We start from the raw sequence: 13029 nt of genomic DNA, 5'->3' as shown, positions 1-13029 counted from the left end.
GGTGGGCTCAGAAGAACGTGCGGACGTAGTCCACGACCGTGCCGTCCGCCTCCACCACCGGAATCAGCTTCCACTTGTCGAACGACGTGCACGGATGCGACAGCCCCAGCCCCACCCAGTCGCCGACCTCCAGCGCGGCCCCGGCCTCGGTGCGCAGCCACGCGTGCTGGTCGGAGAGGCCCGTCACCGTGACCCCCACGGCGTCGCGGACCGCACCCGTGCCCGCGTCCCGCAGCACCTCCACCGTCGGCAGATCCAGGTCGTGCGCGGCGTCGCGCTTGCCCGCGTTGGCGAAGGCCTGGCCGGGGGAAGGGCGGGAGACGATCTGGGCCCAGAGCCGGAAGGCGGGCTCCAGGGTGCCCTCCTCGGGGACGCGGTTGAAGGGGGTCACCCGGCTGTAGTGGCCGGCGTCGTGCGAGACGTACGCGCCCGACCGCAGCAACTTCAGTACGGGCACGGACAGTTCGGGAAGCTCGGCGAACACCTCGGCCACCGTGTCGAACCACGCGCTGCCGCCCGCGCTGACCACGATCTCGTCCAGCCCCGCGAACCGTCCCGCCTTGTCGAAGTCGACGGCCAGCGCGGTGAGCCTGCGCAGCCACGCCCCCACCCGCTCGGGGTCGGCCCCCGGCACCTCGCCCTCGTACCCGGCGACCCCCACCAGCCGCAGCGTCCCGGCCGCGGCCACCGCGTCCGCGACCGCCGCGCACTCCGCCTCCGTACGGACCCCGGTCCGCGCGCCCTCGCCCGCGCCCAGCTCCACGACGACGTCCACCGGGCGGGCGGAGTGCCCGGAATCCCGTAGCGCCGCGTCCATCAGTTCGACACCGCGCACGGAGTCGACGTAACAGACGAACCGGAAGGAGGGGTCCGCCGCCAGTTCGGCGGCGATCCAGCGCAGGGCCGCCGGGTCGACGACCTCGTTGGCGAGGAAGATCCGCTCGATCCCGAACTCCCTCGCCACACGCACCTGATGGGGCACGGCGAGGGTGATGCCCCATGCGCCATGCTCGATCTGCCGCCAGAACAGCCGGGGTGCCATGGACGTCTTGCCGTGCGGGGCGAAGGCGAGGCCATGGCGGGCGGAGTAGGTCTCCATCAGCGCCAGGTTGTGCTCCAGGCGCTCGGCGGACAGGGCGAGGACGGGGGTGGTGAAGCCGCCGGTGAACAGGTTCAGGCGCCGGTCGGCCAACTCGGCCACGGTGAGGCCGTCGGCGTCCGGCGGGAGGCCCTTGAAGCGGTGGTCGACGCGTTCCGCGGCCAGTCGGGCCAGCGCTTCGACACTCTCGACACCCATGAAATCCTCCCTGACGAGGTACGTTGCAAGTAATGCAACGCGCATTGCATATGTCGCTCACAGCTGTCTAACATCCCAGCCACGCCCGGTCAACGGTTGCCGAGCCCGCCCAGCGACGTGACGAGGAGCCTCCATCATTGTGTTCCCCGACATGGATGTCGTCGCGCTCGGAGAGTCCATGGTCACGTTCCTTCCCACCCGCCCCGGGCGCCTCGCCAACGTCCCCTCCTTCGAGCGGGCCATCGGCGGTGCCGAGTCCAACGTCGCGTGCGCGCTGGCGGCGGCCGGGCACACGGTCCGGTGGGTGAGCCGGGTGGGCGCCGACGGGTTCGGGGACCACCTGGTCGAGACGATCGGCGGACACGGCGTGGACGTGACATCCGTCGGGCGGGACCCGCGGCGTCCGACGGGCGTGTACTTCCGTACGGCGGGGGACCGGGCCACCGACGCGCACGAGGTCGCCTACTACCGCGCCGGTTCGGCCGCCTCGGCGATGTCGGCGGGGACCGTGGACCTCGCGGCGGTGCGCGCCGGACGCGTACTGCACCTCTCGGGGATCACGGCCGCCCTGTCCGACGACTGCCTGCGGCTGCTCCGCGAGCTGACGGCCCCCCGCCCCGGCCGCCCCCTGATCTCCTTCGACGTCAACCACCGGCCGGGCCTGTGGCACGACACCGACGGCCCGCACGTACTCCTCGAACTGGCCCGCGCCGCCGACCTCGTGTTCGTCGGCGAGGACGAGGCGGAGGAGGCCTGGGGCGTCACGGGCGGACCGACGGCGGTCCGCACACTGCTGCCGGAGCCGGAGACCCTGGTGGTGAAACAGGGAGCGCGCGGAGCCACCCTGTTCGAACGCTCGCCCGCACCGGCGGATCGGCCGGACGCGGCGGCAAAGGGGTGCGCCAGGGGGTGTCCGCCCGCAGCGGCAGGCGTCCCCCACCGGGCACCCCCCGACACGACGGCACCCGCCGGACCGAGGACGGAGACCCCCCGGCGCGCCCCCGACCCCACCCCCGCCCCGGCCGTCCCCACGACGGGGCGCACCCGGCCGCCCTCGGACGCGACCACCTTCGTCCCCGCCCTCCAGGTGGACGTGGTCGCCCCGGTGGGCGCCGGCGACGCCTTCGCCGCCGGCTTCCTGTCCGCGACCCTGCGCGGCCTCACCGCCCGCGCCCGCCTCCGCCACGGCCACCTCATGGCGGCCGCGGCCCTCACGGTCCACGGCGATCTCGCCACCCCGCCGCTCCGCGACCGCGCCGATCGCCTGGCGGCCCTGTCCGACGAGGCGTGGGGGAGACTTCGACTCGGCCCCGGCTGGACGCAAGCCGATCAGGCCCCCGAGGAGGTACGCATCCCATGAGCCAGACCGTCGACCGCGCGCTGAGCATCCTGCCGCTGCTCGCCGAGGGCCCCGCCGACCTCGGCAAGGTCGCCGACCGCCTGGGCGTCCACAAGTCCACGGCCCTGCGCCTCCTGCGGACCCTCCACGAACACGGCCTGGTCTACCGCCAGTCCGACCAGCGCTACCGCCTCGGCGCCCGCCTCTTCGCCCTCGCCCAGGAGGCCGTCGAGAACCTCGACATCCGCGAGATCGCCCACCCCCACCTCGTACGCGTCAACGAACACTGCGGCCACACCGTCCACCTCGCCGTCCACGAGGAGAACGAGGTCCTCTACATCGACAAGGTGGAGAGCCGCTACCCGGTCCGCATGTACTCCCGCATCGGCAAACCGGTCGCCATCACGGTCGCCGCCGTCGCGAAGCTGCTCCTTGCCGACCTCCCCGAAGCCGAGCGCCGGGCCCTCGCGGAGAAGCTCGACTACCCCCTGTACACACCCCATTCGACCCCCAACGCCTCCGCCTTCCTCAAGGAACTGGCGCGGGTCCGTGAACAGGGCTGGGCCACCGACCTCGGCGGCCACGAGGAGTCCATCAACTGCGTCGCCGCGCCCATCCGGGGCACCGACGGGCGGGTCGTCGCCGCGATGTCGGTCTCCGCGCCCAACGTCGTCGTCACCGCCGACGAACTCCTCACCCTGCTCCCGCTGATCCGCCGCGCCGCGGACGCGATCAGCGGCGAGTACTCCGGCAGAACCGTTCCCACAGACTGAGCGGGAGTGCGTCCTGTTGAGGTGGGGGTCCTTGATGGCCCAGGCGGCGAGGCGGTCGTCGTTCATGTCTATGTCACTCAGTACAACGGCCAGTACAACGGCAGCAGTCCCCATCCCCAACCCCAGTGAAGGACTCGTATGACCGACAAGATCGCGCTCACCCCGAAGACCCACACCGCCCCGCCCGCCAAGTTCTCCCACGGCGTACGGAAGGGCAACATCCTCCAGGTCGCCGGCCAGGTCGGCTTCCTCCCGGCCGTCGAGGGCAGGCCCCCGACGCCGGCCGGCCCCACCCTCCGCGAGCAGACCCGCCAGACCCTCGCCAACGTCAAGGCGATCCTGGAAGAGGGCGGCGCCACGTGGGACGACGTGCTGATGATCCGCGTCTACCTGACCGACGTGGACCACTTCGCCGAGATGAACGCGCTCTACAACGAGTACTTCGAGCAGCACCTCACGGCAGTCCCGGCAGCCCGCACCACGGTGTACGTCGGCCTTCCGGCAGGCCTGTTGATCGAGATCGACGCGCTGGCGGTACTCGGCGATTGAGTCCGACACCCGCGCCCTTCAGGGGCGTGGGTGAACCACCCCCGGGCTTCGCGCCGGCGGCCGTCCTGAGCCTGTTCGTACGGACGTGTCCGTATGGCGGAGGGCGCCAGGGGCGAAGTCGTGAAACTCAGATACGGACATATGCCTGGACCGACTGTCCCCGGCACAGGGTCGTCGACCATACTGCCCGCTGTGGAGCAGCGCATCGGTTCGAACAACCAGCCCCTGGCCGCCGCCGCGGTCGACCCGTCGCACATCCCCGGACTCACGGCACCGGTGTCCGTGAAGAAGGAGAAGCAGGAGGAGCCGGAGGACATCAAGCCGACGGAGCCCGTCGAGCCGACGGAGACCGAGGAACCGGACGAGGCCGCCCCGGAGCGGGACGAGCCGGCTGCCGCCGAGAAGCCGTCGAAGACGCCGAAGCCGTCGCTGGAGAAGGCCCCCGAGGGGAAGACCTCGGCCGACGACGAGACGGACTCCGAGGACGACAGCGAGGACGAGGAGGCGGAAGCCGACGCGGAAGCCGAAGCCGATTCGGACGCGGAATCGGACGCGGACTCGGACTCGGACGAGGCCGAAGACGCGGCCGACGGTCCCGTCTTCGAGGCCTCCGACCGCCGCGCGAAGATCGTCGCCGACAGCCATGGCGTACAGCTGCGTCTGGACGACCAGGAGTGCGAGTTCGGCTGGGACGAGATCGGCGCGGTCGAGACGGAGTCCCCGCGCTTCGGCAAGCGTTTCACGGTCACGGTCCACACCTCCGACCGCCGCTGGTACCCCATCGAGATCGAGGCCAAGGCCAGGTCCGAGCACGCGGCCTGGGAGAAGCAGATCGACGAGGTACTGGACGCGTACTTCGACGACGGTACTGACGACGGTCCTGAGGAAAAAGAGGCCGAGGACAGCGCCCCCTGAGGGGGCGCGGGGAACTGCGCGACCAGCCACATACGGTCCGCAGTTCCCCCCTCACGGAAGTCCCCGAGCTCTCATCGGCTCAAGCGGCGCAGCCTAGGCGCAGTACTGCGCCTCCTTGCCGATCGACCGGTACATGCAGTCCGAGTTCTCCAGCAACTGCAACACCGCGTCCCGGTTCCGCGCGGTCTCCCGGGCGATGACCTCGTCGGGCGGGTAGAACCCGCCGCCCCCGGCCGAGGACGGATACATCTCGAACGTGTAGGCGAAGATCTTCTGGTTGCCCCACAGCCAGTCGTCGATCGACCCGTCCGTGATGTAGAGGTCACTGGACTGTTCCGGCGTGTAGCCGTTGCTCGCGGCCATCTTCCCGCCGACCGTCGCGAACGCGTTGCGGTCGTCCGTCGTCATCCCGGTCGCCGTGTCGGCGGTCGTGTACCCGAACGGCCACAACACCAGCTCGCTGTACGTGTGGAAGTCGACCCCGGTTTTGATCTGCTGGACCCCGCCGACGACCCGGCTGCGCACGAAGTTCGCGACGACCTTCACCTCGGGCGCCGACTCGGCGGCCGTACCCCGGTAGGTGTCCGAGGACGCCGACCCGGACGAGCCGCCGCAGCAGCCCCAGCGGTAGTTCCAGTTGCGGTTGAGGTCGGTGCCGACGTACGACGAACCGCTGTTGGGCTGCCGGTTCTTGCGCCACGACCGGTACGAGCCGGTGGCGACGTCGTACTCGCCGCCGTCCGGGTTGATGTCCGGGATGATCCAGATCTCGCGGTTGTTCACCATGTTGGTGACCCGGGAGTCGGTCCCGTAGTCGGAGGTCAGCTCGTTGAGCAGGTAGAGCGCCATCTCGACGGTGAGGTGCTCACGGGCGTGCTGGTGGTGGGTGAACAGCACCTCGGGCTCGGCCTCGTCCGTGCCGACGTTGTCGCTGATCTTGATGGCGACGACGTTCCGCCCCTGGTACGTCGTGCCGATGACCCGCTGACTGGCGATCGAGCTGTTGGCCGAGACCACGGAGTTGATCTCGTTCGTCATCTCCGCGTAGTTGTGATAGCGGGAGTCGGCGGACGGGAAGTCGAAGAGCCGTACGTCGTCCTCGCCGTTGGAGCGGTCCGGCACCGCGCCGAGCGCCGTGACCTCGTAGCCCTGCTGCTTCAGCTTCTTGATCTGGTCCGCGCGCCCGGAGATGAACACCGAGTGGTCGTCGGAGTCGTCCACGGTCACGCCGGCCTGCTGCAGTGCCGTGCGGGACTTGCTGTCCGAGTGCATGTGGACCTCGTACTGGCGGATGTCGTCCGCCGAGGCCTTGGGCCGCTCGGCGCTCGTCGCCGTCGCGTCCGTGGTCGTCGCCGCGACCGGGGCGGCGAGGGCCAGCGCCAGCAGGGTGGCGAAGGTGGCGGTGCGGCGGCCTGATCTCCTGCCCGTGCCGCCGGGCGTCGCCGACCTGCCGCGTATGCGGAGTCGCATGAAGTCTCCTATTTTCTCCAGGAATTCCGGGGTCTCCGGAAGTGGGGAGTGGAGCGGGGGGTGGATCCTTGCGACGTGCCTCGGGCCTGGCCGACGACCGTAAGGACGCCCGGCAGGCCCTGGTGCGGGTGTGGCGCTCATGGTCCGGGTCTGGCATGACCAGGTCAAGAGTGGGGGTGGCGGGCGCGAGGCCGGCGTGGCCGGAACCGACGGGAACGGGCCGCGGTGGGGCGGGAAGCGGCCAGGGAGAGCGTAAGCCGCGCACAACCGCGTAAGGGTGCGTCAGGTGTCATACGCGCCCAATAGGGGACGTAACCGGGCGGGAAGCAGGTATATGCACGGCCCGAAACGGGTATTCCTCCCCGTGTGCCGCGTACGCGCGGCGGCAACGCTGGAAGCATGGTGCAACTCTCCGGGGGTCTCCTTCCGGATTCCGGCCCCCACTTCGCCTCGTACCCTCAACCACCCATGGGTGCGGGCCACTTGAGCGTCGAGTACGACCCCCGTCCCACCGCCGCCGCACAGGCCCGCGCGCAGGTGCGCAGGCAACTGGAGGGATGGGGACTGCTCGACCAGACCGATACGGCGGAGCTGCTGGTGAGCGAGCTGGTCACCAACGCCCTGGTGCACGCGAAGAGCCGGCTGAAGCTGACTCTGTCGGCCTCGCACGGCGTACTGCGCTGCGAGGTGTCGGACACGGACGGCCGCCCGCCCCGGGTGCGCCGGGCGACGCGGATATCGGAGAGCGGCAGAGGGATGTTCCTGGTGGACGCGCTCGCCCGGCGCTGGGGCTGCCACCAGGACGGGCCGGGCAAGACCGTGTGGTTCGAGCTCGGTACGTGCGGGTCGGACGGCTGCGGTTCCGCTCCGCCGGGTTGAGCGGGTTCGGCGGGGCCGGTGGCTTCGGTGGCATCCGCTGCTGAAGCCGCCGTTCGCTGAGGCCGCCGGTCGTCCGCGGCGCCGTCGTGGCTGGTCGCGCCCCGCGGCGGAGCCGCAAATCGATGCAGCCCCGCGCCCCTATGAGCAACCGGGGCACACGCCCTCTTGTCGGCCGGGGGGGCTTTGGGGTTTCTTGACCTGCATGGCGGACACCACGGGAAACCCCACTGACACCCCGGCAACATCCGACATCAACCCCCCACCCCGTAAATCCAGTTGGAAGTACATCGGCCCCGGCATCGTCGTCGCCGCGACCGGTGTCGGCGCCGGCGACCTCGTCGCGACGCTGATCGCGGGCAGCAACTTCGGCTACACCCTGCTGTGGGCGGCCGTCATCGGCTGCCTCGTCAAGATCTCCCTCGCCGAGGCGGCCGGCCGCTGGCACCTGTCCACCGGCCGCACCCTCTTCGACGGCTGGGCCAGTCTCGGCCGCTGGACGACGTGGTTCTTCGTCGTGTATGTCGTGATCTGGGGCTTCGTGTACGGCGCGGCCGCGATGTCGTCCAGCGCCCTGCCCCTGCAGGCGCTGTTCCCGGACGTCATGGACCTCAAGTGGTGGGCCGTCCTGTGCGGCCTGAGCGGCCTGGTCTTCGTCTGGTTCAACAAGTACGAGGTCTTCGAGAAGGTCATGACGGTCCTCGTGGGCGTCATGTTCGTGGTGACGGTCTACCTGGCGATCAGGGTCACCCCCAACCTCCCGGACGCCTTCGCCGGCCTCCTCCCCGTCCTGCCCGACGAGAAGGACTCGGTCCTCAACACCCTCGGCCTGATCGGCGGCGTCGGCGGCACGATCACGCTGGCCGCGTACGGCTACTGGGTCAACGCCAAGGGCTGGACCAACACCGGCTGGATGAAGGTCATGCGCCTCGACAACCGGGTCGCGTACATCACCACCGGCATCTTCGTGATCGCGATGCTCTTCGTCGGCGCCGAACTGCTGCATTCCGCGAACATCGCCATCGCGAGCGGCGACAAGGGCCTGATCCAGCTCAGCGACATCCTGGCCGACGAGTACGGCACGGCCACCGCCAAGTTCTTCCTGATCGGCTTCTTCGCCACCTCGTACACCTCACTCATCGGCGTCTGGCACGGCGTGAGCCTGATGTTCGCGGACTTCGTGGAACGCTTCCGCCGGAAGGGGGCGGTGACGGGCGAGGAGGTCGCCTCCGGCCGCCGGGAGAAGTCCTGGCCGTTCCGCGCGTACCTGCTCTGGCTGACCTTCCCGCCCATCGTCCTGCTCTTCCAGGGCCAGCCGTTCCGCCTGATCATCCTCTATGGCGTCCTCGGCGCCGCCTTCCTCCCCTTCCTCGCCGGCACCCTCCTCCGGCTCCTCAACTCCTCCCGCACGCCCCGCGAATGGCGCAACGGCATTCTCAGCAACGCGATGCTGGCGATCGCGGGCCTGCTGTTCCTGGTCCTGGCCGTGAAACAGATCTGGGACCAGCCGTGGGCGGACTTCCTCTGACGCCTGCGAGGAGGAGCGGGGTCGGCTAGCCGAGCTCCTTCCACCTCTCGCTGGTGACGATCTCCTTCAGCTGAGCCATGGAGAGCGCGGGGGTCTCGCGGGTCGCGGCCGTGTGCTGGGCGCCGGAGTTGAAGGCACTGATCACGACCCGCAGCCCGTCGGCGCGGAGCGTGTCCACGGTCCACATGACGACCCCCTCGCCGCCCTTCTCACCGGGGCCCTGCCGCGTGACGACCTTCGTGCCGTCGGGCAGGGTCTCGGCGTCGGCGCCGAACAACGAGTCCGCGAGATCCGCCATGCCCGGCTGCACATTCACCTGCACCAGGCTCTGCCCCTTGCCGTCGTCGAGGACGACATAGGCGAAGTCCGACTCCAGCTCCTCCTCCTTGCTGACGATCTCGACGTTCTCGGGGAGGAGGCCGATGAGTGTCCACCGGATCGCTTCGCCGCCGACCATCGGGGGCGCGGCGGGGTCGTCCGGCCTCTCCGTCGACGCGCTCTCCTTCTCCTCCTGATCCTCTTTCTCCGCCACCTCCGGAATGGCGTCGACGACCGTCCGCCACTCCGGGGCGGTGACGATCGCCCTCAGATGCGCGGTGGGCAGAGGCGGTTCGGCCCGGGTGACCGGCGAGTCCTTCTGCGCCCTGGCGTTCCACTCCATGACTCTGACTTCGAACCCCGCCGGGTCGACCACCTGCGCGTACCAGTACTTGGTGTCCACACGGCGGTCCGGGGACTCGTACCCCTCGAAGAGCAGCAGCCGCGAGCCGTCCGGCCGGGTGCTCTCCTTGCAGGAGTCGTACTCGACGATCGTCTTGTCCGGGCAGTCCGTCAGCTGCCGGGCGTGCTCACTGCCGGGGTCGATCCGCCCGAGCCCGAGCTCTACCGCCGCCGCGCCCTTGCCGTCGTCGTACACGACCTGGGCGTACGGCCCCTGCTCCGTGTCCGTGCCACGCGCCGACTCCCCGCCGAACTTCCCCTTCGGCAGCAGATCCTTGAGCCGCTGGACCATCTCGGCGCCGGACACCTCGCCGTCGTCGTCCCTGACCGTCTGCTCGCCGGACCGCTCCGCCGCCACGGACTGCTTCCCGCCGCCGCCCCCGCCGCCGATCCCGGGCAGCAGGACCGCCCCGCCCACTCCGACGAGCGTGATCCCGGCGACTCCGCCCAGCATCGCCGCCCGCTGCCGGAACAGCAGCCGCCGGCCGCGTACGGCTCCGCCGTTGACCATGGATTGCCCGTCGGTCTCGAAGGAGTCTCCGGCCCGGCGCAGGGCGTTCCCGAACCTGCCCTCGAAGGGGTCTTCGTGCTGGTCAAGGGGCATGACGAACCGCCGTTTCTGTGAGTGGTGCGGGTGCTGGCCGGTGTCGCGTCGTTCGATGTCCTGCAGGCGCTGGGGGCTCGGGGGCTCGGGGCGCTCAGGGGGTGACGTACTCACCGATGGTGTCCCCGAGGAGGACGCGGAGTCGGGCGAGGGCGCGGACGCATCGGGTGCGTACCGCCGCCGAACTCGCGTTCATCGCGGCGGCGGTCTCCTCGATCGAGCGGTCCTCCCAGTAGCGCAGGACGACCACCGCCCGGTCCTTGGGCGGCAGTTGGGCCAGCGCCTCGACGAGGGTGAGCCGCAGGGACGAGTCGGAGCCGGGCGCGGCGGGCACGTCCGGGATCACATCCGTGGCCCGTTCCCTGCTGCTGCGCCGCCGCTGATGGGCGAGAAAGGTCCTGGTCAACACGGTCTGCGCGTACCCGGCAGGGTTGTCCGCCCGCTGCACCCGCCCCCACTTCACGTACAACCGGCCGAGTGTCTCCTGCACGAGGTCCTCGGCGAGATGCGTGTCCCCGCCGGTGAGCAGACACGCGGACCGGTAGAGATGCCTCGCGCGCGCCGAGGCGAACTCCTGGTACCCGTCCGCGCGGACCTGTCTCATTTCCGGCTCCCCCTGAACGAGCTCGCGTAGGCCGTGGCCGCTTCTTCGCGTCGCCGCCTCTCACCTCATTGATGCGGTGGCCCCGGGGAATGTTTCACGGACGGGGGAGGGGTGAACAACAGTCGCATTTTTCATCAGTAGTTATCTGTCTTCATCAGTCTTTATCCTGATGGTGTGAAGCTTTCCGAGTGGGCGGCGCGCAACGGCGTGCACTACCAGACCGCGTGGGGCTGGGCGAAGGAGGGCCGTATGCCGGTCCCTGTCGTGCAGACGCCGTCCGGTATGTGGCTGGTCGAAGAGTCCACTCCCGAGATCGTCGGGCGGACGGTGGCGTACTGCCGCGTTTCGTCCGGCGACCAGAAGGCGGATCTTGACCGGCAGGTCTCCCGTGTCGTCCAGGGAGCAGGCGGGCTGGGGCTCGCCGTTGCCGAGGTGGTGACCGAGGTCGGGTCGGGACTGAACGGGAAGCGGCGGAAACTGCACCGTGTCCTGTCGGACCCGGCCGTTGCCGTCATCGTCGTGGAGCATCGCGACCGGCTGGCCCGTTTCGGTGTCGAGCATCTGGAATCGGCATTGTCGGCTTCCGGCCGGCGCCTCGTGGTGCTCGATCCGCAGGAGACGACCGGCGACCTGGTCCAGGACATCACCGAAGTTCTCACCTCGATGTGTGCCCGACTGTATGGGCAGCGAGCGGCGAAGACCCGGGCCGCACGCGCTGTCGCTGAGGTCATCGCCCCGGCGGCGGAGACGACCGGGTGAGCGGGGCGGAGCCTGCCGGGAGCGGGCAGAAGAAGCGCCGTGGGTTCGAGGCGCGGCCCGGCTTTCACGTCGTGGGCCGCAGACTCGCCCTTGATCCCAACGCGTCCGCCCTGCAGACTCTGGCCTCGCATTGCGGGGCGGCGCGGGTCGCCTACAACTGGGCGGTGCGGCATGTGCTGGCGAGTTGGTCGCAGCGCGCAGCGGAGGAGACCTACGGTGTCCCCGAGGCAGAGCGCGTTGCGTGGCGGTCGTGGTCGTCGCCGTCGTTGCGGAAGGCGTTCAACGAGGCCAAACACACGGATGCGTTCCTGCGGGAGTGGTGGGCGGAGAACTCCAAGGAGGCCTACAACACCGGCCTCGCGAACGCTGCCGTCGCGTTCGACAACTACGCCAAGTCCCGGCGTGGCGAACGCAAGGGCGCCCGGATGGGCAGGCCCCGTTTCAAGTCGAAGCGGAAGGCTCGCCCGGCGTGCACGTTCACTACCGGCGCCATCCGCCTCGATGACCGGCGTCATATCGTCCTGCCCCGCCTCGGCCGGATCCGCCTCCACGAGGACGTCCAGCCCCTCGCGGACGCGATCACCGAAGGCGGGACACGGATTCTGTCGGTGACGGTACGGTTCGATCGGGGCCGCTGGTTCGCGGTCCTGCAGACCGAGGAACGCAACACCATCGCCCCTGCCACCCGGCCCGGCACGGCGGTCGGGATCGACCTCGGTGTGAAGACTCTCCTCGTCATGGCGGACTCGGCCGGCGAGGTCCGCGAGGCCGCGAACCCCAAGCACTACGACCAGGCACTCACGCAGCTGCGGAAGGCCTCCCGGACCGTCTCCCGCCGACGCGGCCCCAACCGGCGCACCGGACAGGCCCCGTCCCGTCGCTGGGAGAAAGCCAACGCGGTCCGTAACCGGGTGCACCACCGGGTGGCGAACCTGCGGGAGAACCATCTCCACCAGGCCACCGCACGTATCCCCGCCGAGTACGGCACCGTCGTGGTCGAGGACCTCAACGTGAAAGGCATGGTCCGCAACCGGCGTCTGTCCCGCCGTATCTCCGACGCGGCGTTCGGGGAACTGCGGCGCCAGCTCGCTTACAAGACCCAGCGCCACGGTGGACGTCTGATCGTTGCCGACCGCTGGATGCCCTCCTCGAAGACCTGCTCCCGCTGCGGTGTGGTGAAAGCCAAGCTGCCCCTCGGCGTGCGTGTCTTCGAGTGCGACGCCTGCGGACTCGTCCTGGACCGGGACGCGAACGCAGGCCACAACCTGGCCGCCCTCGCGGCGGCCAACCGAAATACGGGTACCGGAGTGGCCGGAGACCCGGGCCCCGCCCTGGCGGTGGTGCCGAAGTCTCGTGGAGCCAAGCAGAAGACCTGCACCGCCCGAACCCGCAAGGGGACGGGTACGCGGGCGGCTGGCGCAACACCCCTCCGGGGGACGGAAGCGAGAGATCGTCGACAGGACACCAGGCGCGAGCAACTCGCGCTCTGGTGACACCGTCACGAACCTTCCGGGCGGAAGCCCGGAATACTGAGAGTCGTTGAGACTCGAAGCAACGGATACGGTGCGGTACGGGTCACCACGACGGGGCAGAGG

The 13029-nt window shown here is 70.0% G+C and carries 12 protein-coding genes; 8 read left to right on the top strand and 4 right to left on the bottom strand.

Annotation, left to right across the window (positions count from 1 at the left end; translation table 11 throughout):
* Positions 1 to 7: 7 nt before the first annotated feature.
* Complete coding sequence (locus OG622_RS18295; protein ID WP_371577270.1) at positions 8 to 1297, bottom strand: amino acid deaminase; 1290 nt, start codon at positions 1295 to 1297, stop codon at positions 8 to 10.
* A 151-nt stretch (positions 1298 to 1448) separates the two neighbouring features.
* Between OG622_RS18295 and OG622_RS18290 the strand changes: the two genes are divergently transcribed.
* The 4 genes from OG622_RS18290 to OG622_RS18275 all read left to right on the top strand — a co-directional run bounded on the left by OG622_RS18290 (position 1449) and on the right by OG622_RS18275 (position 4873).
* Positions 1449 to 2657 (top strand): sugar kinase, encoded by a 1209-nt coding sequence (locus tag OG622_RS18290; RefSeq protein ID WP_371584132.1) that lies wholly within the window; start codon positions 1449 to 1451, stop codon positions 2655 to 2657.
* Positions 2654 to 3409, top strand: a complete 756-nt coding sequence (locus tag OG622_RS18285; RefSeq protein ID WP_371577268.1) for an IclR family transcriptional regulator — start codon at positions 2654 to 2656, stop codon at positions 3407 to 3409. Before OG622_RS18290 ends, OG622_RS18285 begins: the two co-directional genes overlap by 4 nt.
* Before the next feature lie 138 nt (positions 3410 to 3547).
* Positions 3548 to 3958 (top strand): RidA family protein, encoded by a 411-nt coding sequence (locus OG622_RS18280; RefSeq protein ID WP_371577267.1) that lies wholly within the window; start codon positions 3548 to 3550, stop codon positions 3956 to 3958.
* Positions 3959 to 4150: 192 nt separating this feature from the next.
* Positions 4151 to 4873 carry a hypothetical protein gene (locus tag OG622_RS18275; RefSeq protein WP_371577266.1) on the top strand — a complete coding sequence of 241 codons (723 nt, stop codon included), beginning with the start codon at positions 4151 to 4153 and terminating at the stop codon, positions 4871 to 4873.
* Between the two features lie 93 nt (positions 4874 to 4966).
* Here the strand turns inward: OG622_RS18275 and OG622_RS18270 are convergent, their stop codons facing one another.
* Positions 4967 to 6343 carry a M14 family metallopeptidase gene (locus OG622_RS18270; protein WP_371577264.1) on the bottom strand — a complete coding sequence of 459 codons (1377 nt, stop codon included), beginning with the start codon at positions 6341 to 6343 and terminating at the stop codon, positions 4967 to 4969.
* Between the two features lie 468 nt (positions 6344 to 6811).
* Here OG622_RS18270 and OG622_RS18265 point away from each other — a divergent pair, with 468 nt between their 5' ends.
* Both OG622_RS18265 and OG622_RS18260 read left to right on the top strand, forming a co-directional pair.
* Positions 6812 to 7222 (top strand): ATP-binding protein, encoded by a 411-nt coding sequence (locus tag OG622_RS18265; protein ID WP_371577263.1) that lies wholly within the window; start codon positions 6812 to 6814, stop codon positions 7220 to 7222.
* Between the two features lie 202 nt (positions 7223 to 7424).
* A complete protein-coding gene (locus tag OG622_RS18260; RefSeq protein ID WP_371577261.1) occupies positions 7425 to 8747 on the top strand; it encodes an Nramp family divalent metal transporter in 1323 nt (440 codons plus the stop codon).
* 25 nt (positions 8748 to 8772) lie between these two features.
* Here the strand turns inward: OG622_RS18260 and OG622_RS18255 are convergent, their stop codons facing one another.
* Positions 8773 to 10071, bottom strand: coding sequence for a hypothetical protein (locus OG622_RS18255; protein ID WP_371577260.1), 1299 nt, complete (start codon positions 10069 to 10071; stop codon positions 8773 to 8775).
* A 94-nt stretch (positions 10072 to 10165) separates the two neighbouring features.
* Entirely contained in the window at positions 10166 to 10675 is a 510-nt protein-coding gene (locus tag OG622_RS18250; RefSeq protein ID WP_319318556.1) for a SigE family RNA polymerase sigma factor, read from the bottom strand.
* A gap of 174 nt (positions 10676 to 10849) precedes the next feature.
* On the opposite strand from OG622_RS18250, the gene OG622_RS18245 reads away from it, so the two are divergent.
* Both OG622_RS18245 and tnpB read left to right on the top strand, forming a co-directional pair.
* Positions 10850 to 11434 carry an IS607 family transposase gene (locus tag OG622_RS18245; protein ID WP_371577258.1) on the top strand — a complete coding sequence of 195 codons (585 nt, stop codon included), beginning with the start codon at positions 10850 to 10852 and terminating at the stop codon, positions 11432 to 11434.
* Complete coding sequence (gene tnpB, locus OG622_RS18240) at positions 11431 to 12927, top strand: IS607 family element RNA-guided endonuclease TnpB (RefSeq protein WP_371577256.1); 1497 nt, start codon at positions 11431 to 11433, stop codon at positions 12925 to 12927. The genes OG622_RS18245 and tnpB overlap by 4 nt, the downstream gene beginning before the upstream one ends.
* Positions 12928 to 13029 lie beyond the last annotated feature (102 nt).

Source organism: Streptomyces sp. NBC_01314, assembly GCF_041435215.1.
Classification (GTDB): domain Bacteria; phylum Actinomycetota; class Actinomycetes; order Streptomycetales; family Streptomycetaceae; genus Streptomyces.
The sequence above is the reverse complement of the archived record's forward strand: the minus strand, read 5'-3'. Positions and strand labels throughout refer to the sequence as shown.